This is a genomic window from Fodinibius halophilus (assembly GCF_011059105.1).
GTDB lineage: Bacteria > Bacteroidota > Rhodothermia > Balneolales > Balneolaceae > Fodinibius > Fodinibius halophilus.
In genome coordinates this window covers 155,615-180,536 of record NZ_JAALLS010000002.1, presented here as the reverse complement: position 1 = coordinate 180,536, position 24,922 = coordinate 155,615, and the positions used below count along the sequence as shown (strand labels likewise).

Genomic DNA, 24,922 nt, shown 5'->3' with positions numbered 1-24,922 from the left:
GATGTAATTAGTATAAACACTGTCCTAAGTGTGCTAAGTCTACTAATTATTCTACCTATTCTAATTTCTGGCATTATTAACCTAATCCTAATTATTAGCTAACCATAACAGCCAGAGGTTAGAAACCAAGTTCCGAATCACATTCCAACTTTCTCTGACCTCTGGCGGGAAAACTATATCCGTTATACGTCATGGACAACGCAAAAGCTCACAAACTCAAACAAAATAAAAAGCAAGAACCTCCAGAAGACTCCGGCCCGTCCGTACTGAACGGTGCTGGGATTCTTATCAACACGCTGCAAGATCTCGAGGTGGATACCATTTTCGGGTATCCGGGAGGGGCCGTACTCCCCCTTTATGACGAACTATTTGATACTCACGACATTAACCACGTGCTTGTTCGCCATGAACAAGCCGGTACCCACGCCGCTGATGGTTATGCTCGTGTAACCGGAAAACCGGGCGTTGTACTTGCCACATCAGGTCCCGGCGGCACCAATACGGTTACCGGTATTGCTACGGCAGCCATGGATTCCATTCCGCTTGTCGTCTTTACGGGACAGGTTCCTACCGACCTTATCGGAAATGATGCTTTTCAAGAAGCGGATATTGTTGGCATCACTCGTCCGATTACCAAACACAATTACCTGGTGGATGATGTTAATGACCTGGAGCAGGTAACACGTAAAGCTTTTCACGTAGCTACCAGCGGACGTCCCGGCCCGGTATTGGTGGATCTTCCCAAGGATATGCTCAAAACCAAAGGCCACTATAGCGGACTTCGAAAAGTTTCTATTCCCAGTTACAGTCCTACCGAAAAAGGACATTTTAGCCAGATCAAAAAGGCAGCAGAGTTGTTAAGTGATGCCCAAAAACCGCTTATCTATGCAGGAGGCGGAGTGGTATTGGGTGAAGCCTGGAACGAACTTACCGTGATGGCCGAACGCCACAACATCCCGGTTACGACCACGCTGATGGGGCTCGGCGGATTCCCCGAAGGCAAACCACAATCATTGGGCATGCTGGGAATGCATGGTACGTATACGGCTAATATGGCGACTACTGAATGTGATGTACTGCTTGCAGTAGGTGCCCGCTTTGATGATCGGGTAACCGGGAACCTGGAAGGCTTTTCTCCACATTCCAAAAAGATCCATATCGATATTGATCCCACAAATATCGGCAAAAATGTAGCGGTAGAGGTTCCTATCGTGGGCGATGTAAAACAGGTACTCCCCGAAATTGACGAAAAGGTGGACACGCCCAATACCGGTAAATGGTGGCAGACAATCCGAAAGTGGCAAAAAGATCATCCTCTTAACGTACCAGAAAAAGGAGATACTATTAAGCCGCAACAGATGATCGAAGCTATTTCTGATGTCACCAATGGTGACGCGATTGTGGCTACCGATGTAGGGCAACACCAGATGTGGACCGCCCAGCACTACACATTCAACAACCCGCGCTCATTTCTCTCTTCGGGGGGACTGGGCACTATGGGATACGGATTCCCGGCAGCCATGGGAGCGGCTTTTGCCTGCCCGGATCGTACGGTGGTCTGTATTACCGGCGATGGCGGATTCCAGATGACCCCCTATGAACTTTCTACTGCGGTAGAACATGAAATCCCGCTTAAAATTGCCATTATGAATAACCAGTGCCTTGGCATGGTACGGCAATGGCAAGAGCTTTTTTATGATGAGCGTTACAGCCACTCTATCCTCAAGAAAGGGAATCCCGACTTTGTAAAGCTGGCCGAAAGCTATGGCGCTGTTGGTCTTCGTGCAACCACTCCCAAAGAGATGGATAAAGTTCTTCAACAAGCCATGGAGGTCAACGACCGGCCGGTAGTCATGGATTTCCAAGTCGAGGAGCATGAAAACTGCTACCCGATGGTCCCTGCCGGAGCAGCGATAAACGAAATGGTTTTGGGGGATGAATAGATGAGCACTGCACAGAAACAAGTTCAAACAGACGAACAAAAGCATACGCTCTCGGTAGTCGTAAGCTACAACCTGAATGCCCTTTCACGCATCATCGGCATTTTTAGCAGCAAGGGATTTGAGATCGACAGCATCAGCTTTGGCTCGGGAAAAGAGTCGGGACTGGCTCGCATTACTATCACCACGCATGGAGATGAGCAGATTATCGAACAGATCACCAAACAGCTGCATAAGATTATCGACGTGGTAACGGTAGCCGATCTCACCTACGAAAGTTTTGTGGAGCGCGAACTGGCTTTGGTAAAAGTAAAAGCCAGCAATTCTGCGCGATCAGAAATCATGCAGATTACACAGGTTTTCCGGGCCAAGGTTATTGATATCAGTCCCGGCAAACTCGCTATCGAGATTACCGGTAACCGGGATAAAATCGATGCCTTTATCGGTATGGTTCGCCCTTTCGGCATTATCGAATTAGCCCGGACCGGCAGCGTAGCACTTAAAAGAGAATTCAACGGATCAGTTTAAATCAAACAACGAACACTTACACCTACAATGAAAGCAAAAACATATTATAACGACGACGCAAACCTTGATCACTTAAACGGAAAAACGGTAGCCATTCTAGGCTACGGCAGTCAAGGCCACGCCCATGCCCTCAACCTGAAAGACAGCGGTGTTGAGGTGGTTGTGGGACTTCGGGAAGGAAGTTCATCCCGGGCCGAAGCTGAAAAGGAAGGGCTGAAAGTAGTAGCTCCCGCCGAGGCAGCCAAGCGCGGTGATATTGTGATGGTCCTTATTCCGGATCAATACCAGGCTGATCTCTATGAAAATGCTATTGAACCAAACCTGGAAGAAGGCAACGTCCTTGCTTTTGCCCACGGCTTTAACATTCACTTTGGACAGATCGAACCCAAAGATGAAGTCGATGTATTTATGATCGCCCCCAAAAGTCCGGGGCACCTGGTACGACGCGTATACCAAAAAGGATCGGGCGTACCCTGCCTGGTTGCCGTAGAACAAGATTATTCCGGCACCGCTAAAGATACGGCCCTGGCCTATGCCAAAGCCATTGGCGGCACCAGAGCCGGAGTCATTGAGACCACCTTCAAAGAAGAGACCGAAACTGACCTTTTCGGGGAACAAGCTATCCTTTGTGGAGGCGTATCAGAAATGGTAAAACAGGGCTTTGAAGTACTGACCGAAGCGGGATATCAGCCCGAAATCGCCTACTTCGAATGCCTCCACGAGCTCAAACTCATTGTGGACCTGATGTACGAAGGCGGCATTGAACGCATGTACTACTCAGTAAGCGATACGGCAGAATACGGCGGACTCACCCGCGGTGCTGATGTGGTGGATAGCGTCAATAAGGAGCGTATGGAAGAGGTACTAAAACAAGTTCAGGAAGGCACCTTTGCTGATGAGTGGATGGAAGAAAACAAGGCCGGCATCCCTAAACTAAAACAACTGCGGGCTAAACTGGGCGACCACCAGATCGAGAAAGTGGGCAAGCAACTGCGCTCTATGATGAACTGGATCGATGAAAGTGAAGATGAAGTGGTAGAGGCCGCAGAATAATGAACCAGACGATCCACCTATTTGATACTACCTTGCGTGACGGCACGCAGGGTGAAAAAGTCGCTTTCTCGGCTAAAGATAAACTGCGTATTGCACAACGGCTCGACGCCTTTGGTATTGATTATATCGAAGGCGGCTGGCCGGGGTCTAATCCCAAAGATATGCAGTTTTTTGAGCTGGCGCGTGACCACACCTTCGATCATGCCAAGGTTGTGGCATTCGGCAGTACTTGTCGTGCTAATAACAGCCCGGAGGAAGATCACAATATACAGATGCTTATTGATGCCGGGACTCCAGCAGTCTCGATTTTTGGAAAAAGTTGGCTGCTCCATGTCGAAGAGGCTCTGAAGATTGATACCATGGAGAACATCCGCATGATCCATGATTCGGTGCGGTATCTCAAAGAACACGACAAAGAAGTGATCTACGACGCCGAACATTTTTTCGACGGATACAAAGCGAATCCCGAATATGCGTTATCCACTATTAAATCTGCTGAGTCGGCCGGCGCTGATACCTTGGTACTTTGTGATACCAACGGCGGGACGTTCCCCAATGAAATCAGGAAAATTGTCAATGAGGTAAAAGAACATGTAGATACACCGCTCGGTATCCACGCCCATAACGATTGCGAGCTGGCAGTGGCCAATACGCTTGCAGCGGTAAACTCTGGATGTGTTCATTTGCAGGGAACTGTCAACGGCTATGGGGAGCGATGTGGAAATGCGAATCTCTGCTCGATCATCCCCAACCTGCAGCTGAAACAGCAATACCAGTGCGTGCCGGAAGAAAAAGTATCTGAGCTTTCTTCGCTCTCCCGCTTTGTCAGTGAGGTCGCAAACCTTAATCCCAACCATCGTCAGCCATATGTAGGACAAAGTGCCTTTGCACATAAAGGAGGCATCCACGTTAGTGCCGTGATGAAAAATGCAGATACCTATGAACATGTTACTCCTGAAAGCGTAGGGAATCGCCGCCGGGTGCTGGTATCAGATCTCTCGGGGAAAAGCAATATCCGCTACAAATCCGATCAACTGGGTATCGATCTCGACAAAGAGAGCGAAGAGATTCCAGCTATCGTGGATAAGCTTAAACAGATGGAAAATGAAGGGTACCAGTTTGAGGCGGCCGAAGCCTCCCTGGAACTGTTAGTTCAGAAAATGAAAAAACAGTGGGAAGATTACTTCAAACTTGAAGGCTTCCGCATCATCGTAGAAAAGAATATTTCCGGGGATTCCCGAACGGAAGCAACTATCCGCCTAACCGTTAACGGGCAGATGGAACATTGCGCTGCCGAAGGGAGCGGACCTGTTCACGCCCTCGACAAAGCGTTGCGAAAAGCGGTTCACCGTTTCTATCCCGGTATCGCCGACATGCACCTGCAGGATTATAAGGTGCGGGTTCTGGATCACAAAGACGGTACCGACGCCAAAGTACGGGTACTCATCGATTCGGTAAAAAATGATGAACCATGGACTACCGTAGGCGTCTCTCGCAATATCATCGACGCCAGTTGGGAAGCCCTCTCAGACAGTTTTAACTACTATTTAGCCAATCAACACGAACAAACGCACAACAAAAAAGCCATATAACAATGACCAATCTACACCTGCTACTATCCGGACTACTAGGCAGTTTTCTGCCAAAACTAAACCTACAACTACTATGCTCAAACCGATCATTCATCGCACAAAAAACGTCATCAAATCCACCAGACAATTATTATGAACAACCACATTGAAATTTTTGACACTACGCTTCGCGACGGCGAACAATCTCCGGGATTTAGTATGAACCAAGAAGAAAAACTGCAGCTTGCTCACCAACTTGAGCGCCTGCAGGTTGATGTCATTGAAGCCGGCTTCCCTATCGCTTCGGATGGAGACTTTGAGACCGTTCGCGAAATCAGCAAGCATATCACCAACAGTACTGTGGCGGCCCTGTGCCGTACCAGACATAAAGATATCGACCGAGCTGCAGCTGCCGTAGAACCGGCGGCGAAACCGCGCATCCACACTTTTATTGCGACTTCGGATATCCACATGAAATACAAGCTGAAGAAAACCCGGGATGAAGTGTTGGATTCCGCTGTTGATGCCGTGGAACATGCTACACAATATTGTGATGATGTAGAGTTTTCTGCCGAAGATGCCTCCCGAAGTGATCCCGACTTTCTTTATCAAATTTTTGAAGAAGTAATTAAGGCCGGGGCAAAAACAATCAATGTCCCGGATACCGTGGGCTATGCAATGCCCTGGGAATACGGAAACCTTATCAAAGGTATTAAAGAAAATGTCCCCAATATCGATCAGGCAACTCTTAGTGTACACTGCCATAACGATTTAGGAGTAGCTGTTGCAAATTCTCTGATGGCTATCCGAAATGGTGCCGACCAGGTTGAATGTACCATTAATGGTATCGGCGAACGCGCCGGTAATGCCTCACTGGAAGAAATTGTGATGGCTATTGCCACCCGTGACGATGACCGCGAAACAAAGGTAGTAACTGAAGAACTGGTGCCGTCAAGTAAGCTATTGTCTGAAATTACCGGTCACAACGTGCAACCCAACAAGGCTATTGTGGGCGATAACGCTTTTGCTCATGAAGCAGGCATCCATCAGCATGGGGTACTGAACAATCCGATGACCTACGAAATTATGACCCCACAATCGGTGGGACTTGAAAGCAACAAGATCGTGCTGGGTAAACACTCGGGACGTTTTGCCCTTAATAAAAAACTCCAGAAGATGGGATATGAACTCGAGAAAGACGAGTTGAACCGGGTTTATTTCAAGTTCACACAAGTTGCTGACGAGAAGAAAAAAGTTAAAGAAAGCGATATTCTTGACCTTATCATAGATACGCTTTCTCACCAACCAGCAGATGGGGACCCGAAAGTAGCTGGATAATTGAATCTGATCTTACACAATAATTACCAAATAACGAATTCATTAAACACTTAGAATTATGGGAATGACTCTCACAGAAAAAATCTTAGCAAACCACAGCGGCGCCTCATCCGTGGAACCCGGCGAAAGTGTCTGGGTAGATGTTGATGTACTTATGACACATGACGTCTGCGGACCGCCTTCGATCTCCATATTTCGGGATCAATTTGGCGAAGATGCCCGCGTCTGGGATAAAGATAAGCTCGTTATTATCCCCGATCACTATATTTTTACCAATGACAAATATGCCAATCGTAATGTAGATATCCTGCGCGCCTTTGCTGCCGACCAGGATCTACCGCACTTCTATGATGTAGGATCGGAAAGTTATAAAGGAGTTTGCCATATCGCCCTGCCCGAAGAAGGATTTACACGCCCGGGCGAAGTACTCTTTGGTACCGACTCTCACACCTGCACGGCCGGGGCTTTCGGCCAATTTGCCACGGGCATCGGTAATACGGATGCCGCCTTTATTATGGGTACCGGTCAGCTTTGGGTAAAAGTGCCCGAAACTATGCGCTTTGAATTCAATGGCAGCTCTATGCCCCCCTACCTGATGGCCAAAGATATTATCCTCCAAATTATTGGGGATATTGGTGTTGACGGTGCCACCTATCGTACGATGGAGTTTGGCGGTCCGGGCATCAGCTGCATGAGCATGGAGGATCGGATGACATTGACCAACATGGTCATTGAAGCGGGCGGAAAAAATGGAGTAGTAGAGCCCGATGCCAAAACGGAAGCTTATGTGCGGGAACGCACCGATAAGGATTTTGAGCCGGTATACAGTGATCCCGATGCCGAGTACCACAGCACCTACCAGTACAACCTGGAAGAGATGGTGCCGATGGTGGCCAAGCCCCATAGCCCCGACAACAAAGCAACGGCCTTAGAACTCGAGGGTACTAAACTGGACCGTGCCTATATTGGTTCTTGCACCGGTGGTAAGCTTTCTGATTTTAAAGCAGCCGCAGAAATTATTACGGGCCACGATCTCAAGATCGATACATATGTCGTTCCTGCTACCACTGAGATTGCCCGCAGACTGGAAACGGAAACCCTTAACGGGCGTCCACTTATCGAAATATTCAAAGAAGCAGGCTGCAAAATTGGAAATGCTTCATGTGCGGCCTGCCTTGGTGGTCCGTCGGATACTTTCGGTCGCCTGAATAACCAGGAGGTCTGTATTTCTACGACTAACCGTAATTACCCGGGGCGTATGGGGTCCAAGGATTCGGCTGTATACCTGGCTTCACCTTACACCGTGGCGGCTTCTGCCGTAACCGGAAAGGTTACCGATCCACGCGTTTTCATCCAAGAAACGGTCATTTAAAAATCACAATAATAGGATAATAGCTTCTTTATTGAATCGATTGCCTCAACTTTATATAGACCATCATCCCCCAGTCCCCCTTCGAAGGGGGATTAAGGGGGATGATAGCAATTTCAAACAATGGCTAATTTTAGGTAGTACATAGATTCATATCAATTATCCTGCTTTGAAATTTAAAGTTTGATCCAAAAAATAATCACTAGTTAAACAATCATGAGTAAACAAAAAATTACAGGAAAAGCTTTTGTACTCGGTAGAAATATCGACACCGATCAGATTATTCCGGCTGAGCATCTTGTCTACAGCCTCGATGATCCGGAAGAACGGAAATTTTATGGCCGCCATGCCCTCTCGGGTGTGCCGGATGAGCAGTCCGGATTACCGGAAGGCGGTATTCCCCTTGTGGAAGAAGATGCCTTTGAAAGTGAGTTCAGTATTATTGTGGGCGGACCTAATTTCGGTTGCGGCTCATCCCGCGAACATGCCCCGGCCTCACTCGACATTGCCGGTGTGGAAGCAATCATTGCTCCTACTTTTGCGCGCATCTTCTATCGTAATTCCGTTGATGGGGGCTTTGTAATCCCATATGAAAGCCTGGAAAACCTAAGCAAAGAAGTAGAAACCGGGGATGAACTGGAAATTGATCCGGAAAAACAGACAGTCACAAATACTACACAAAATAAAAGTTACAAGATACGTCCACTGGGCAGTGTTGCGGATATCGTTAACGCCGGTGGGATCTTTGAATTTGCACGTAAGGAGGGAATGATCGATGTCAAAAACTAAAGAAATTGTTGTTTTACCGGGCGATGGTATCGGCCCGGAAGTAACCAAAGAAGCCGTTAATATTTTACAAACAGTATGTGAGCGACACGGCTATAAACTGAAAACCCGAACTTTTCCTATTGGCGGTGCCAGCATAGATCGATATGGACGGCCACTCACAGATGAAACGCTGAAAGCTTGTAAAGAAAGTCCGGCAATATTACTGGGAGCCGTTGGCGGGGTTAAGTGGAACGATCAACCCAAGGACAAACGTCCGGAGGCTGCCCTGCTGGGACTGCGCAAAGAACTCGACTTGTTTGCGAACCTGCGCCCCATTAAAACCTATGATTCGCTGATCCATGCCTCCCCGTTAAAAGAGGAGATTATCACGGATGTAGATATCATGATCGTGCGCGAGTTAACAGGCGGCATCTACTTTGGACGTCCTCGTTATATTGAAAAAACCGAAACCGGCGAACGCGCCGTAGATACCAAGGCCTATACAACCGAGGAAATAGACCGCATTGCTCACATCGCCTTTGAAACGGCAACGCTCCGCGACCGTCGAGTCACCTCTGTGGATAAGGCAAATGTATTGGACAGCTCCCGTCTTTGGCGACAAACTGTTAAAGAGTCGGCCAAGCAGTGGCCGGAGGTGAGCCTGGACCATATGCTTGTAGATAACGGGGCCATGCAGCTGGTCCGCAATCCCGGTCAGTTCGACGTGATTGTGACAGGGAATATGTTTGGAGATATCCTGAGTGATGAGGCTTCCATGATAACGGGGTCTCTTGGGATGTTACCTTCGGCCAGCCTGGGCGAAGAGTATGCAATGTATGAACCTATCCACGGCTCTGCCCCGGATATTGCCGGACAACATATCGCAAACCCACTGGCAACAATTGCCTCTGTAGCCATGATGTGTCGTCACTCACTGGATATGCCTGATGCTGCCCGTGAAATTGAATTAGCTATTAAGACTACTCTCGAAGATGGCTTCCGTACTGCGGATATTTATTCTGATCCGGCCAATGAATATGAGGTTAGCACTTCGGAGATGGGCAGTGCCGTGGTGAAACATCTAAATCCCAATTTACAACCGGGCACCTTTTTGTAGGTAAAGTTGCCTTAAAAAAGGTAGTTAAACCTAAAACCTGAAGGCTCTAATTACCCAAGCCTCTCCCTAGCCCTAAGGAGAGGCTTTTTTATTTTTACCAGTATTTCATCGATATATTAGCTTAAGCATTAAAACGAGAACGGTATTTATTCACAATGATAATAATGTCATTTGTTGTAAACTTAGACAATAGTGGTTTAACCGATGAAACCCTTTATGCACATCAATAACACGGCAGGGATGACGGTACCCCAGGTTAAAGAAAAAGACCTAGCACCTATCAATCTCACGACATGATAATAGAGGCTCTAGAACGTCTTCTTATATAAGTAAATGAGAGAGCCTTGACAACGTACATCATACAAACCGCTGGTACCTTTGCTTGAAGAAGCATTAAAAAAAGCATGCACTGTCAGAAGAAGCAGAGATAATACCCTATCTGCGTAGAGTAATACTTCGGGACATAATTTTAAAGAAGCTTCCGCAGCTACGACAGAATAATAATGCCAGTTAGGTTCTAGAGGTACTGCCATAAACACGGTATTGTTTGAGGATATTTACACTCTCCTCTTAATAGTTGAATGCATCCCTATCCCTCAAAAGCTAAACTCAACTCCAAACAAAATAGAAGTGGACCTGACTTTTCGGGAAGTTACACTGGTATAATAATACCCATTAATTTGCTGTTTAAACTTATTCTGTCCTAATAAGTTTGATCCTTTTACCGAAAAAGAAAGCTTGTTTTTTAAATATTTGTACTCAAGGAGACTATCAATAAGTATCATACTATCAATCTTATTGCTACTGTTGCTAAAATACTGATAGGATTTACTATCAATGGAAATAAGAAACTTCGAAGTGGGTTTATATACAATTTCCAACAAGGGGAAAATGCTTGAGCTGTTTATGTCACTTGTTTTGTCTGAAGCATATTTAGAGATTCTATAGTTAATACCAACTTCAAGATCTACTGGTGTATCCCAATCCGTTCTATATGTGAGTGAATATTTAGATGAACTGGCAAGATTATGTCTTAGAGCTAAATCATTTATGTAATTATAATATTCGAACCATGAAAAGTTACTGGTGATAACAAAAGTACCACGTAAAACATCAACATATTTGTCAATGCTTAACCCTATATTTGTATTTTTATTACCCGGCGTATAAACCTTAGAAATATTATTAATTGCTGGTTCATAAATAGATATGGAGCCAATTGCTTTATCATGGCTAGAGTGAAATAGGGATAGGCTTGCCGTAATAAGCTTGTCAAAAATATCGGAATAGGATAATATCCCTAACAATGTATGTTTGCTTACAATAGAGACTTTATTCAATCCCTTTCCTAAAGTCCTATAGTCTAATAAAATATTATTCGGATAGACCTCCCCAATATCGATAAAGTCTTTTTTATAAGAATAGTTAAATGCCCATTCGGCCTGAGAATCTAAAAATCTTTTTCTAAAAGAAAGAATAGGTTCCAGGTACTGGATATTATTACGTAGATCATTCCTATCATCTAATGAGTTAAACCTTTTTGAAACGTACCCGAGATTAAAATCAAATTTCCAAGAATTGATATTATATTCATATTCTCCCTTAATAGCGGTGGTTTCATCTACACTAGAAATATTATTGATGTAGTTTCCAACTGAAAGAGTATCAGTTAACTTCCCTTCGGTAATAGTTGAAGAAAAGTCTCTTTTCCTATTTGTGTATTTGCCAGATATAGAAAACTCATCGGATCCCAAGCTTAGTAAATACTTGCCGGAAATATTTATATAATCATGCCCTATTCCATTTTCTTGGGTTAACGAATTGCTTAAATCTGAGTTTCTCAACTCAAAACTTTGGTCATGACTGCTAAATAAGTACGAAGCTCGTGCTATTAACGCACTTTTTGAAGTTAACCTGTGGGTATATTCTAAATTAGTACTGTATTCTAAATTATTATTACTGAGATCTTCTGTATAAGTATATATATTTGAATTTATACTCCTTATCCTGCTGCCAGAAGAAATATTAAATATATTGTTCATCCTTATCTTACCGTTCTTAAAAACATTATAGTCAATATATAGTTGACCAACGTGTTTAAACGGCTTCTGAATTAACTTCCTTTCTTCATTCACACTAAATGAATTCTGATTAAGCAAATAATTTTTTTGGGTGTTTTCATGAAATTTATTCTTCCCTGACAAAAAAGAATATTTAACTCTTGCCTTAGATTTATCATCTAACTTAATCAGATTATTAAAACTTCCAGACCAAACGCTATTGTCATTCATCCTACGTTTTTCTATGTCAGAAAAAATGGAGGTTTTTCTTATTGGGCTTTCAAAAATAATTGCATCCACTTTTTGAGGAAGTATGCCTTCCGTTGGTATATTGTGGCCGCTAGTTATTACCCCTTTCTCTCCAATAGAATTACCATTTACAACAGTGAAATTCTTCAATATTCTCCCCGTCATGATGAAATCTGATTCAATATCATAATAATCAGAATACCCATATTTTAATGAATTATTTAAAGAAGGGTTGAATAAAGATTTATCCTTTAGTTGTAAATTAACTATCGTCAAATCAGAGTCTTTAATACCCTTCAGTTTTTCATTATCTAAATAGTTTTCGATTGCTTCTATATTTTCAATAGTCCCTGCTTTTATATTTTTAGATGGTATTTTGTAGCTTTCACCAAACAAATCTCCCCCCTCAATCAAAATTTTCTTAATATTCTCACCCTTAAATAAGACATTCCCCTTATCTGTTACTTGAAAGCCGGGTAGTTTTTTCAAAACATCTTCTACTACATGCTCGGTACCATCTATAAAACCAGATACATTATATGATGTAGTATCACCTTTTTGAGATACTTCCCAACTTATCTCTTCAGTAACTTTCACCTCGTTTAAAGAATAGGAAGAGTCCTGCAGCACATATTTTTTTGTTATAGCTAAGTTTTCATGAATTTTAAGTGTATCAACAATTGGTTGATACCCCAGAAATCGCACGTTTAACAAACTGGTACCATCATAGTCTGTTCCCTGTATTTTAAAATTTCCTGAAGTGGTTATATCATAATCAATTATGTTGTTTATACTGTCTTTCAGTACTACAGTAGCCCCGCCTAATTCATCTCCTTCAGAATCGGTGACATATCCCTTAATCGTAAACTGAGCATGAACCATAAGCGGGAAAAAAACGAGTATGGCCATTACCTGAAAGAAGAATAAAATACTTCTTTTAAGCTTCATTACTCCTTAATAATGGATTTTTCAATATTAAATATCCCATTTATATTAACTTTCGCTTCTCCACTCATACGAGATTCCATATATCTGGCAAACCGATCAATAGAGTCATTAAACCTTTCTCTAAACTCCTCCCAGCTAATGCCTTTTTTCGCAAAGCATTTTGTGAACTTAACACTTGGAATATTTTTTTTGATTTTCTTTAATTGAAAAGAAACTTCCCCTACATTATCTTTTGCTTCTAATATTAATCCCGGCACCCCACCTAACTTCCAAGGGCCATTAGAGATTGGTATTTCAGGCGTGTACCAAACAGTATAACTCCTTCCCCGAAATGCCCCAACCGCTTTATGGGCCTCATATCCTCCAATTACTTTTTCATCTTGTTTAAGGTCCCAGGGTATAGAAGGGATCTTTTCCTTTATATAGTAATATTTAGAAAGGGTCCTATTTCTGGAGAACATTTCCTTTCCATGCTCTTTTTTACAAACAAACTTGCCGGTTGTATCACGAGAATTGATCTTAAACTTACCCTTTTTTTTGTTGAATTTTGATGATACCTCATTAGAATCAAACTTCAACCATTCAAAAACTGATCTGTTATTTTTTAAAAAGAGCATTCCGGTGGTTTGTACATCTGATAACTTAATATCATATTCTACAGTTATACCTCTACTATCAATAGGTTGCCCACTGCCTGAATCTAATATGAGGACATTCAGTATAATTGATGATAGTATCCAGATACACATTTTTTTAACATTCATAATAGGTATAGCAACGTAAATAGTTTGTTTCGATACAATTCATATTATTGAATAATAAATAGAGGGATAGTTAGTCTATCCCTCTACTACAGCAACTTATTCTACCATTTGTTTCAGGCTTTTTCAAACTCTGAAAATGCTTCAGCTCGTGCATCTGCACATGTTCCAGCTGTTGCACTTACTGAAACATTTATATGTGACCCGGCAAATCCGATTTGCCCTTCAATTGTAACTGTACACTCAGTTTTTGTTGATACAATTGTTATGGATGTAATCCCATTTTTCCACTCTGCTTCAGAAAAGTTCACTATATTAGTAACTTTGTTACTAACACTACTCTCCTGTGAAGATGTGAAAGCCTCATACGAAGAAGTACTTGTCATCGCATTACCGGCTAGTGAAAATAAAAAGAAAACCGAAAGAGTTAATATTAGTTGTCTCATGATATATTTATTTTTTGTGATTTACATGTATGCCTTTATCAGCAATTACAACTAAATCACAAGAATAATCAATGGCAATAACTATAATTATAGTTATTGCATATTATAACTTCACTCATTATATATACTATAATTTACACACCATTCATATAACGCCCCTTTTCCTTTCAAGGCAAGTTTATTACATATATTCTGTCTGTGCTTTTTTATCGTATATGGACTTCTACAAAGCTCCTTGCCAATTTCTTCATTCGTAAAATTTAATGCTACATATTTAAGGATTTGAATTTCACGAGGTGTTAGCTTTTTCAATGCATCAAGATATTCCTTGTAAACCAATCTTTTCTCTAACTCCCTTGCACTATCACTCATTTTTCTTGGATAAATATTAAAACAACAGGTTAGCGTTCAACATTTATTAGACCACAAGAGGAATAAAGAATAAAGTTGTTACAAATTTTTTATCATAAACCAGGCCACAAGGTATAAAGCTGTAAACAGTCTTTTTATTTAATATTCCAAAACTATCATCTGGACTAATCTACTATAGTTTATATTTAGTTAGCATAACCTGCCTTTATAATGCCAGAACCCCATTTTTAACATCTAAAAACACTACATAATATATTTTTATAACGCCCTATCCCCGCAAAGCGGTAAGTGTATTTGACATATATCTACTTATGATTAGATTTCTCTAATACCCTGCAGGCCCTACCCTTCATCTTTCCTAGCTACTGTAAATAAGTTGGAATGCCAACTCCTCTTTCTAAACTAGATTAGTTAAATACTTCAACTATTTCAGAGTAATCAAGAATAATAACAAATCCGTCATGCTGCTCGATATATTCTATTATTGTGTAAAATACCCCTTCCTTAAACTCTCCCTTTTACTCTTCTTTTCAACAGTTGGAATTTTCTTCAATTAAAGAGTTCATTTTACATCAAATAATTGAAACCCATTATTGATGGTTACCTCATTTGAAGTTATTGTAAATGACTTTAAGCCCAGTGATAGTTATAATGCTACTATAACCAATAAAAAAGGGCGACATTATGGAAACCGTCAGGCAACAAGAACCAGCCAGAGAAACAAAACATCAAGTTGGATATTTTGAACAACTAGCTACCCACGTCCGTGATCTCCGCAATACCCCACCCGACCTCTTTGAAGACGTGAGCTATATCGACTGGAGTTCTCTTTCCTGGGATGATGTTAACCGCCCCTACAAAGTGGACAAATGGGCGGAAGGCAAAAAACTTTGGGAGCAAGAACACGGCGAACGGCTACCTGTTAAAAAAGGCTGGGAACACTTTAATCGCTCTTTTCACCAGCTTTTTCAAAAAAATGTCCCCAAAGAAAAGCAAGAAACACGTTCTAAAATATGGCAATCGCTACTTTCGATGGATGTCCACGGAGCCGGCGAAGCTATTGAAGAGCTGATTCAGCTATTGGTTTGGAACAAAGTACATCGCGTGGAAGACGCCATCTGGGATCCCCGAGGAAAACGCGCCCTCTTTGAGGGTCTGGATGTAGAAAAACCGGAGGTACTATTCTTGGGAGCCGCCGACGGCTACGAGGCGATGCAGCTGATGGCCCAATATCCCGGCGGACATGCCGTACTGGTGGACTACGATGAATTCTGCAAGACCGAGCGCTTTGGCAAATTCCCCGCCCGCTACCCTTTCCTTGGTAATAATCCAGCTACGGGCAATCACAAAGTCTATTATCGCGAGGATATGAATATCGACTTCGTAGTGGAGGATATCCGAAAGCTGAAATACGGCAAAGAGTTCGATATTGTGGTCAGCATCGGGCTTATCGAACATTTCCCCGATGAATATAAACACGAAGCTTTTGAGATGCACCGGCGATTCCTAAAGCCGGGTGGCTACGCCATCCTAACCACACCGCGAAGTCAGCTGCGAAGTAAAGCTTTTTATACCGTGATGAGTAACTATATGAATTACGGCTATCGTGAGCTGATGGATGTTCGTCAGATGGGACTCTACGCTTGGGAAAATGGATTCGATATCCTCCGCGCCGGCTATATAAAGGCCCACAACGGACTTATTTGTAAGGTGCAATAACGTTTATAAGCATCCGCTCTGCCAATGCTGCAAAGCCCGGCCCGATTCTATCGCATTTATCACTTTCCGGCGGGCGCCAGTAACTTCGATAGGTTCAAAACCCGAAATCAGTTGACTCACCTGGTGGACCAGTATCTCCCGCGCCGTATTATGATCCCCTTGTAAAGCTGCCGTCCCGGTTTTGAGCACATACTCAGCCAAAGAATCCTGTTGATCCCAATTGTCCTGAGAATATGCGATGTCTACTGCCCTTATTTCCTGTATCTCGCGATTTCCATCATGTACCAACACCGGCTTCGAATCTTTTCGAAAATCGATCTGGGTAGAACCTTCCATTCCCTTTACCACAAATACCTTATCCAGTGACTTTTGAGGCTCCAACAAATTGGCCAGCTCTTGCCGGTAATGGCTATGCACATAGCCCGCCACCATATAATTAGCTCCGGTTGAAGTACGTAACGGCTGCAACAACTTCTCCAGGGTAGCCAAAAACGTTCGTTTTACGATTTTATCCCGAAGCCCCAGCTGCTTATGCAGAGTCGGAAAGCATTCTCTCTGATCTATATAGCCCCATCCTACGGATTCATTTTCTATATCTTTTGCTACAGCGGCGCTTTTTTTATGGGGGTTTTTACCCGCCAGTTCTAAAACTTTATGAATAGTATCTCCATGTTTTGGGGCCACTTCCGATAATCCATGGCAATAGGTTGGGAATCCAATTGACGCCAATAGTGCTGCCACAAAAGGCGTATATATGGGATAGCGCTGATAACCGTCATAGGGGTCGGCCAAATCAACCAACAAAGGCACATCCACCTCTTGAATACCAATAGCCTCACGGAATGTTCGGAGAAAGGTTTTATTCTCCAGAAATGTTTCTCGCTTAAGACGCTGTCCTATAAGCAGCACCCCTTTTTGATAGTCCGGAATTTTATCATCCAACAAATAGGTAATTGCCGAAGAAGCCTCATTGGCACTTAAATCTTGACTATTTAACACCTTCTTCAGCACCCTTGGAAAACCTGAATTATGGTTATTAAAAAAGAATGCAGAAAGCGTTTCCGGAATAGTATCTTTCCAATGTTTCCATGCCTCTAATAGATCTTTTTCCAGCTGGTTTTTTTGTTGAATAATAACAGCTGTAATAAACACGGCTTTCGTCGTTAACGGCACATCATCTGATTCTAAGGCCGGTATAATAACATCCAGATCTTCTCTTTCCAGACTTCGACTGCCCTTCGGCCCTACGGCCTTTCGGCGAATGATTTGAGATAGGGCTTTGCGGTAGTTTTTAGTTACTGTTTCCATATTGATATAGGTGACTATGTTTTTAAAAAACATACTGATGGGGCAGCCTCGCAACCGCCCACCAGTATGGGGGGCTAAAGCCTATAACAGCTGTCAGCCCCACTCCTCCTGCAAAAGCTCTTCTTTATCTTCTTTCTCGGCCCATTCATCGGCATCGGCTAATGGCTCCGAGGTTTCATTTATATGATGGTCTATCCACTGTTCCGAGAGCTGATCATTAATATCGATATAGTGCTCCCATTCCAGGGGCACCTCGTCATCGGGGTAGATCGCCTCTACCGGGCATTCCGGCACACAAGCATCACAATCGATACATTCAAAGGGATCGATTACTAAAAAGTTGGGGCCTTCACGGAATGCATCTACCGGACAAACCGAAGCGCAATGCGTATACTTACAATTTATGCATGGTTCTGTTACTACATATGCCATTTCAAAAAATGATTATTCAGATGTTATTATTAGTTAATACGATCAGTTACTGAGCAACTTTTTCGATATCAAGTGCTTCTTCTACGAGCTTTTCGCCAATAATTTCGGCTGTTCTGTCGTAGGCTTTTTCAAGGTCTCCATTTCGAAAATGGGTTAGCACTTCAGAGTCAATAAGTTCGTACCATAGTTTTCGCCGGGTTTCAAAGCTATCATGGTGACGGGACATCGGCTCACGGAGTTTCTGCATAAACTCGAGAAATGCTCCGTACTCCGGGCCAAACTCCTCTTCGAATCGCTGGCGCAGCCGTACCGACAGTGCCGGAGCCGCTCCGCTTGTAGAAATCGAGATTGTCAGTGGTCCCTGTTTTACGATAGAGCCGAAAGCGAAATTGGCATGGGGAATATCATCCATCACATTAACTAAGATGTTTCTTTCCCGCGCTTCCTGGTATACTTTCTTATTGGTATCCCCTTCGTAGTCGGCAACTATGGCCATAAAAGCACCTTCGAGATCCCCCTGTTCATATGTTCGACGGAACCATTGAAAACGATTCTGTATGGCCCACCAAAGCATCTTCTTTGTCAATCGTGGACTAATTACTGTGAGTTTTGCATTACGATCCAGTAATTGCTCGGCCTTATGTTCGGCCTCATGATTGCCACCTATTAATACTGTTTTTCGTTTGTCTAAACGACGTAAATAAATTGGAAACGTTTCCATTGTACTATCTTTGCTTCACTATATAATTCGTAATTCTATTTTTGCTGCGTTGAAAGATGAATTCCACACTCGGTTTTTTCATTGCCATTCCAACGGCCAGACCTTTCATCACTAACCGTTTGACCTACCGCTTCGGTACAGGGTATACAGCCTATACTAGGATATCCTTCATCGTGCAGCGGGTTGTACGGCAAGTTTTTACTGTGGATATAATTCCATACCTGCTCGGCAGTGTAGTTGGCAAGTGGGTTTAATTTGACCACCTCATTTTCCGGATCCCACTCAACATACTGGGTGTTTTTGCGAGTTTCGGACTGGCTGCGACGAACACCGGTGACCCATGCTTCTTTATCAGATAGGTAATTACGCAGCGGTAATACCTTTCTTAACTGACAGCACTTATTAGGATCTGTTTTCCAAAGCTTTTCCCCATACTCATCTGCCTGTTCTTCCAGCGATAAATCGGTAGAAACCCTTGTTATCTGGATATTAAACCGCTTTTCTACCCGGTCGCGCAGTGCGTAAGTTTCATCAAAAAGCAGATGGGTATCCAGATAAAATATGGGGACCTCAATACCCAGCTCCCATAATCGGTAAATAAGGAACATGCCGGAGGGACCAAATCCTGTACCCAAAACCATGCCTGCACCGAATGTGTCATATCCCCAAAGTAATACCTCGTCGGGCCCTGCCATCTCGAACTGGGTATTTAGGCCACTAAGTAATTCATCGGATAACTCCTCATTAGGTACGAGCTCGTTTTCTATTGAATCCATTCTTTATCCCACAACTTGAGTCCTTCTATTAGTATTTGATACTGAGAAATCGACTTCACTGTTTGGTGTAAACCAGGCAAGCTGTTTACTTTTGGCTGCAAGCTCACCTATTACAATTGTGCCCGGTGGCGATAGCTCCTCCGCCTCATCAGCAATAGTACCTAGTGTTGCTGTTATTACTTTCTGTGACTGATAGGTCGCTTTTTCTATTACAGCCACAGGGGTATCAGCACTTCGACCGTGCCCAATAAGCTGTCTTGCTATTTGAGGCAGCCGGCCCATCCCCATGAGAATGACCAGTGTATCAGCATGCACATAGTAATTCCATCCCGCAAAAGTATCGGTATTGTGGATGGTATGTCCTGTCACAACCGTAAAGGAGCGCGCAATTTTACGTTGCGTCAGGGGGATGCCTGCAAAAGCCGGGGCCGCCAGCGCACTACTTATGCCCGGTACCACTTCTAAAGGAATATGTTCGGCGCGAAGGGCCTCACATTCCTCTCCCCCACGGCCAAACACAAAGGAGTCTCCCCCTTTAAGCCGGGCAACAATTTTCCCCTCTTTTGCCTTGGTGATCAGAATTTGATTGATCTGTTCTTGTGATACTGAAGGTTTGCCGGGACGCTTCCCAACATAAATATGTTCGGATTGCTCCGGTGTTTTGGACAATAATGCCGGATTGGCCAGCCGGTCATATACAATGACATCGGCCTTCTTCAACACCTCGGATCCTTTTACTGTTATTAAATCGGGATCGCCGGGCCCGGCTCCTACGAGATATACTTTACCGTAGGAGGCAAATGATTGAATACTCATAATTTATTGTACTGAGAGTTAGACTGTGACTTGTTCTGCTTCTGATAAACCAACCCGGTTCCAGAAGTCACTGAACGATTCGCCTTGTGAACGGTTTTCGGAGTAGTGCTCTAAGAGTGGCTGCACCTCATCGACCAGGTCTTTGCGTTCTACCAGATCTTTATACTTGGTATTTAAACGCGTACCGTTGGGATCACCACCAATGAAAATGGAATACTTATCCAGCGAGCGCCCTACGAAACCGATATCAGCAACATATGGACGCGAGCAGCCATTGGGACAACCCGTCATGCGTACCGACAGCTTCTCATCTTCCAAGCCCAGATCGTGCACAACTTCATCAAGATCACGAATAACATCCGGTAGTGCACGCTCCGACTCAGTAATGGCCAAGCCACAAGTGGGCAGTGCCGGGCACGCCATAGAATATTTAATGAGATTTGAAATCTCATCATCCAGTAAAACACCATGATCATGAAGTAACTGGGTTATCGCTTCTTTATCTGCTTCAGCGATATCTGTCAGCAGTACATTGTGGTTGGGCGTCAGGCGTACACCGGTCTGGTACTCTTGGGCAATCTTTCGAAGGGCCGTCTTCAGTTGAAGCTCCCCCTCATCTTTGATACGTCCATTTTCTATGGATACGCCCAAGAACCAATTACCGTCTGACTGTTGATTCCATCCCAAGTACAGATCCAAGTCAAATTCGGGCAACTCTCGGAAGGGTTCTAATTCAAACCCAATTCGCTTGATAAGTTCTTTTTCGAACTTCTCGAGTCCCCACTTGTGGATCAGGTATTTCATCCGGGCTTGTTTACGATTTTTACGATCGCCATGATCCCGTTGAATACTGATGATTCCTTTTACGACCTCTACGATTTTCTCCTTGGGGACGTAGCCCAGATCGTCGCCAAGTCGCGGAAACGTATTTTCTTTGCGGTGGTTCATTCCCATGCCGCCGCCTACGATTACGTTAAATCCTTCGATTAAATTTTGATCATCGAAGAGTGCTACCAATCCAATATCCTGGGTGTGGGCATCTATACTGTTATCTTTTGGCAGAGTGATACCTATCTTAAACTTTCGCGGCAGATAGCTGTGCCCATATAGCGGTTCGCTGTCGGTCACCTCTTCTTTACCGGAATATACCTTGTCCCCATTGAGCCATACTTCGTGGTAGGCTTTTGTTGCAGGTAATAAGATATCCGAAAGCTCATCCGCAAAGGATTGCACTTGTGTCTGCCGACCATCGATATCGGGTGCCGGCGTAGCCATTACATTTCGTACGATATCACCGCAAGCGCCCAAGGTAGTAATTAACGAATCGTTAATAGCCTGTAGCGTATCTTTTAGCTCTTTTTTTATGACTCCATGAAGCTGAAAGGCCTGGCGCGTAGTAACGCGCAAGGTCCCATCAGCATATTCATCGGCAATATCATCAATTGCCAAATATTGATCGGCTGTCATCTTGCCTGCCGGAATTCGCCCGCGAATCATAAAAATATAGTGACGATCACGTCCTTCTCTGAGATCACGATCATCTTGCTGATAAGTGCCATGAAATTTAAGCACCTGTATAGCCTCCTTGCCGAAGTGGGAGGAGTCAGTCCCCACTTCGTTGGCAAGAGGCGCGCGCAAGTAATCGCTGCTCTCTTTTATTTTTTCGATTTTACTTTTTGTTCTTTTCTTTCTTTTTCTACCCATAACGATTAGGTCAGATATTCAAGTAATTACCGTTATCGTTCGATAGGAGCGTCAATTAGATTACCCCATTCAGTCCATGACCCGTCGTAGTTCTTAACGTTGGGATATTCCAACAACTCGTTAAGGACAAACCACGTGTGGGCCGATCGCTCTCCTATTCGGCAGTAAGCGACAATGTCTTTATCCGGGGTTATTCCCTCTTGTTCGTAGATCTCTTTCAGCTCTTCTTTAGATTTGAACGTGCCATCTTCATTTACAGCAGTTGACCATGGAATGTTAGACGCACCAGGAATGTGACCTGCTCGCAGAGAAAGCTCTTTCACGCCTTTAGGTGCAATGATCTCGCCGTTAAATTCTTCGGGAGATCGCACATCAACCAGCCCAAAATCGTCAGACTCCAGATTTTCTTTCACGTCGTTACGGAATGCACGGTACTGACTCTCTACGTTGTCAATTGTGTAATCCGTGGTCTCATACTCCGGTACCTCGGTAGTAAGTTCACGATCTTCTGCGACCCATTTCTTACGACCGCCATCCAGAATTTTTGCTTTCTCATGGCCATAATACTTGAGCAGCCAGTAAGCCCAGGCCGCAAACCAGTTGTTATTGTCGCCATATACTACGACGGTTGTATCCTCATCAATTCCTGCTTCTTGAAGCAGTTGCTCGAAATCTTCTTTTGATGCAATAGTACGCCGCAGCTGGTCCTGAAGCTGAGTTTTCCAGTTCCATCCTATAGCTCCCGGAAGGTGCCCGGAATCATACGATTGGGTATCTACGTCTATTTCTACAAAACGGACATCCTCATCATTGAGATGTTCGGAGGCCCAGTCTAAAGTTACAAGTGTTTGTTCGTTTGTTAGTACATCAGGCATAATATGTTACCTTTGTTTGTTTTTGTGTGTTGGGTTTATGATTGCGTTTGTTTCATAAGCCCAGGCCTGATGCAGGAGGAGAGGTATATTTTCTATCTTAAAATAGAAAAGCCCACCACCTGCAGCAGGTAGTGGGCTTTTTGAAGTAATTTAGTACAAAACTATGTTACAAAATTACATCCCCTACCTTCTGCGGTACACATACAGCACATACAACACATACACATAGGCATGTTTGCAAAAGGTTTATAGATGTAATTCAAAAAATTCATAATATTTCGAAAAAAGTTGTCTTTCGTTTCAACGCGTAAAGAATAGCCACAGTTTTGATTGATGTCAAGCTATATTTAAAAAAATTAATGCTTACCCGATTTTTGGCAATGAACTATTAGTTTTTAAAAGTCGTTATTGCAATAACAAAAAGTTTTCGTAACTTTACGCAAGACAATTCATATTCTGATTATTTTTATTTTGAAAAACACACAAAACATATTCCTCCCTACCTCCAAGCACCATTGCTGTGCTATGTTTTGTTGTTGCTGCTGTTGTAGCTAATTACCGACCGCTTTAAACACCCTTTTTTCTTATCGGTAATCTCCTCTAGTCACCAAGCTTGACCTTGGCTCTGCAATCATTTTTCCCCAATAAAAATTATCCCTCTGAAGATGAACTCCCTAGAAACCATTACAGATTCGTTGCTTAACAAAGCTATTCAATTACGCCCATTTGTTGGCCATACGCCTTTGTATCCCATAAAAAACGTTGGCGAGCATTCCAATGTTGATATCTTTGCCAAGCTGGAATGGCAACAGTTCGGGAGCAGTGTAAAAGCACGTCCGGCCTACCGTATTATCCGTGATGCTATACAATCCGGCAAGCTTAATTCCGACAAATCATTGCTCGATGCCAGCAGTGGCAATACCGGTATCGCCTATGCTCATATCGGGGCTCGTCTGGGGATTCCGGTAACGCTGTGTTTACCAGAAAATGCCTCGGAAGAACGCAAACAAATTCTGAATGCGTTAGGGGTTGAGCTTCGCTTAACACCGCGCGGTGGAGGGACCGATGAAGCCCAAAAAATAGCACAGCAGATGTACGAAGAGCATCCCGAAAAATATTTCTATGCCGACCAATATAGCAACGAAAGCAACTGGAAAGCGCACTACGATACCACCGGAATTGAGATTCTTGAGCAGACCGATTACGAAATCTCCCACTTTATTGCCGGTCTGGGAACCACCGGAACTTTTACCGGGACCGGAAAGCGCCTTAAAGAATTTGACGAAAACATTTCTCTTATCGGTCTCCAACCTGACATTGCTATGCATGGACTCGAGGGTTGGAAACACCTGCCAACGGCCCAAACTCCCGCCATCTATGATGAAAACATGGCGGATGCTACATGGTCTGTTAGTACTGAAGATTCTTATGAAATTATCAAAGAAACAGCGCGTAAAGAGGGACTGTTATTAAGTCCGTCTTCCGCAGCAAACTTATTGGGAGCCTTGCAATTAGCTGACCAAATAGATGAAGGCACAATTGTTACTGTTTTCCCCGATGACGGAAACAAATATGGAGAAGTTTTTAACCAATTATTCTAAATATTAGTTATGAAGTTAGTACTCAATGAATCACCACTAAAAAAGATGCATGCTCATGCCGAAGCCGACTATCCAAATGAATGTTGTGGCTTCTTTTATGGACAAGCCGATGAGATCCGAACAGTAACCACTGTTCGAGAAGTCAAGAATGCTAAAGAAGGAGATCAACGACGTCGGTTTCAGATCAGCCCCAGAGATTATCAACAGGCCGAAAAGTTTGCACTAGAACATGACCTGGATCTGCTGGGCGTTTATCATTCTCACCCTGACCATCCGGCAGAACCTTCTGAACACGACCGAAAAGTAGCTATGCCCTGGTTTTCATACATCATAATTTCAGTACAAGACGGAAAGGCTACGACAACACGATCATGGCGACTTAATGAAGACCGCCAGTTTGAAGAAGAATCTATTGAACAAACAGAACTACACAGAACCTAAAAATAGTAA

The 24,922-nt window shown here is 43.5% G+C and carries 21 protein-coding genes and 1 pseudogene; 11 read left to right on the top strand and 11 right to left on the bottom strand.

Features of this window, described 5'->3' with window-relative positions:
• Window positions 1-191: 191 nt before the first annotated feature.
• The 8 genes and pseudogenes from ilvB (at window position 192) to leuB (ending at window position 9,684) form a co-directional block, all read left to right on the top strand.
• Complete coding sequence (gene ilvB / locus G3569_RS02490; RefSeq protein WP_165265747.1) at window positions 192-1,943, top strand: biosynthetic-type acetolactate synthase large subunit; 1,752 nt, start codon at window positions 192-194, stop codon at window positions 1,941-1,943.
• On the top strand, window positions 1,944-2,468 hold the full coding sequence (gene ilvN, locus G3569_RS02485; protein WP_165265745.1) for an acetolactate synthase small subunit: 525 nt from the start codon (window positions 1,944-1,946) through the stop codon (window positions 2,466-2,468).
• A gap of 27 nt (window positions 2,469-2,495) precedes the next feature.
• Window positions 2,496-3,521: a ketol-acid reductoisomerase gene (gene ilvC / locus G3569_RS02480; protein WP_165265743.1), complete on the top strand. Its 1,026-nt coding sequence runs from the start codon at window positions 2,496-2,498 to the stop codon at window positions 3,519-3,521.
• Window positions 3,521-5,113 (top strand): citramalate synthase, encoded by a 1,593-nt coding sequence (cimA, locus tag G3569_RS02475; RefSeq protein ID WP_165265741.1) that lies wholly within the window; start codon window positions 3,521-3,523, stop codon window positions 5,111-5,113. Before ilvC ends, cimA begins: the two co-directional genes overlap by 1 nt.
• 132 nt (window positions 5,114-5,245) lie before the next feature.
• Window positions 5,246-6,400: pseudogene (locus G3569_RS02470) on the top strand (2-isopropylmalate synthase); the annotation flags it as partial.
• Window positions 6,401-6,488: 88 nt separating this feature from the next.
• Window positions 6,489-7,802, top strand: a complete 1,314-nt coding sequence (locus G3569_RS02465; protein WP_165265739.1) for a 3-isopropylmalate dehydratase large subunit — start codon at window positions 6,489-6,491, stop codon at window positions 7,800-7,802.
• Window positions 7,803-8,015: 213 nt separating this feature from the next.
• Window positions 8,016-8,588 (top strand): 3-isopropylmalate dehydratase, encoded by a 573-nt coding sequence (locus G3569_RS02460; RefSeq protein ID WP_165265737.1) that lies wholly within the window; start codon window positions 8,016-8,018, stop codon window positions 8,586-8,588.
• Window positions 8,575-9,684, top strand: coding sequence for a 3-isopropylmalate dehydrogenase (gene leuB, locus G3569_RS02455; RefSeq protein ID WP_165265735.1), 1,110 nt, complete (start codon window positions 8,575-8,577; stop codon window positions 9,682-9,684). Before G3569_RS02460 ends, leuB begins: the two co-directional genes overlap by 14 nt.
• Window positions 9,685-10,280: 596 nt before the next feature.
• Here the strand turns inward: leuB and G3569_RS02450 are convergent.
• The 4 genes from G3569_RS02450 to G3569_RS02435 form a co-directional block, all read right to left on the bottom strand.
• Entirely contained in the window at window positions 10,281-12,941 is a 2,661-nt protein-coding gene (locus G3569_RS02450; protein WP_165265733.1) for a carboxypeptidase-like regulatory domain-containing protein, read from the bottom strand.
• Complete coding sequence (locus G3569_RS02445; RefSeq protein ID WP_165265731.1) at window positions 12,941-13,705, bottom strand: GLPGLI family protein; 765 nt, start codon at window positions 13,703-13,705, stop codon at window positions 12,941-12,943. Before G3569_RS02445 ends, G3569_RS02450 begins: the two co-directional genes overlap by 1 nt.
• 113 nt (window positions 13,706-13,818) lie before the next feature.
• Entirely contained in the window at window positions 13,819-14,148 is a 330-nt protein-coding gene (locus G3569_RS02440) for a hypothetical protein (RefSeq protein ID WP_165265729.1), read from the bottom strand.
• A 111-nt stretch (window positions 14,149-14,259) separates the two neighbouring features.
• Window positions 14,260-14,520, bottom strand: a complete 261-nt coding sequence (locus G3569_RS02435) for a response regulator transcription factor (protein WP_165265728.1) — start codon at window positions 14,518-14,520, stop codon at window positions 14,260-14,262.
• A gap of 684 nt (window positions 14,521-15,204) precedes the next feature.
• Here G3569_RS02435 and G3569_RS02430 point away from each other — a divergent pair.
• Window positions 15,205-16,239, top strand: coding sequence for a class I SAM-dependent methyltransferase (locus G3569_RS02430; RefSeq protein WP_165265726.1), 1,035 nt, complete (start codon window positions 15,205-15,207; stop codon window positions 16,237-16,239).
• A 3-nt stretch (window positions 16,240-16,242) separates the two neighbouring features.
• On the opposite strand, the gene G3569_RS02425 is transcribed toward G3569_RS02430, so the two are convergent.
• The 7 genes from G3569_RS02425 to G3569_RS02395 form a co-directional block, all read right to left on the bottom strand.
• On the bottom strand, window positions 16,243-17,547 hold the full coding sequence (locus tag G3569_RS02425; RefSeq protein WP_205719992.1) for a hypothetical protein: 1,305 nt from the start codon (window positions 17,545-17,547) through the stop codon (window positions 16,243-16,245).
• Window positions 17,548-17,640: 93 nt separating this feature from the next.
• Window positions 17,641-17,979, bottom strand: coding sequence for a ferredoxin FdxA (gene fdxA / locus G3569_RS02420; protein WP_165265722.1), 339 nt, complete (start codon window positions 17,977-17,979; stop codon window positions 17,641-17,643).
• A 46-nt stretch (window positions 17,980-18,025) separates the two neighbouring features.
• The gene (locus G3569_RS02415) at window positions 18,026-18,700 is read right to left on the bottom strand and encodes a precorrin-2 dehydrogenase/sirohydrochlorin ferrochelatase family protein (protein WP_165265720.1); all 675 of its coding nucleotides are present in this window, start codon (window positions 18,698-18,700) and stop codon (window positions 18,026-18,028) included.
• A gap of 35 nt (window positions 18,701-18,735) precedes the next feature.
• Entirely contained in the window at window positions 18,736-19,476 is a 741-nt protein-coding gene (locus tag G3569_RS02410; protein WP_165265718.1) for a phosphoadenylyl-sulfate reductase, read from the bottom strand.
• A 3-nt stretch (window positions 19,477-19,479) separates the two neighbouring features.
• Entirely contained in the window at window positions 19,480-20,292 is an 813-nt protein-coding gene (gene cobA / locus G3569_RS02405) for a uroporphyrinogen-III C-methyltransferase (RefSeq protein WP_165265716.1), read from the bottom strand.
• Window positions 20,293-20,310: 18 nt separating this feature from the next.
• On the bottom strand, window positions 20,311-21,996 hold the full coding sequence (locus G3569_RS02400) for an NADPH-dependent assimilatory sulfite reductase hemoprotein subunit (protein ID WP_165265715.1): 1,686 nt from the start codon (window positions 21,994-21,996) through the stop codon (window positions 20,311-20,313).
• Window positions 21,997-22,028: 32 nt separating this feature from the next.
• Window positions 22,029-22,871 carry a sulfurtransferase gene (locus G3569_RS02395; protein WP_165265713.1) on the bottom strand — a complete coding sequence of 281 codons (843 nt, stop codon included), beginning with the start codon at window positions 22,869-22,871 and terminating at the stop codon, window positions 22,029-22,031.
• Between the two features lie 665 nt (window positions 22,872-23,536).
• Here G3569_RS02395 and G3569_RS02390 point away from each other — a divergent pair.
• Window positions 23,537-24,472 carry a PLP-dependent cysteine synthase family protein gene (locus G3569_RS02390; RefSeq protein WP_165265711.1) on the top strand — a complete coding sequence of 312 codons (936 nt, stop codon included), beginning with the start codon at window positions 23,537-23,539 and terminating at the stop codon, window positions 24,470-24,472.
• A 9-nt stretch (window positions 24,473-24,481) separates the two neighbouring features.
• Window positions 24,482-24,913 (top strand): M67 family metallopeptidase, encoded by a 432-nt coding sequence (locus tag G3569_RS02385; protein WP_165265709.1) that lies wholly within the window; start codon window positions 24,482-24,484, stop codon window positions 24,911-24,913.
• Window positions 24,914-24,922 lie beyond the last annotated feature (9 nt).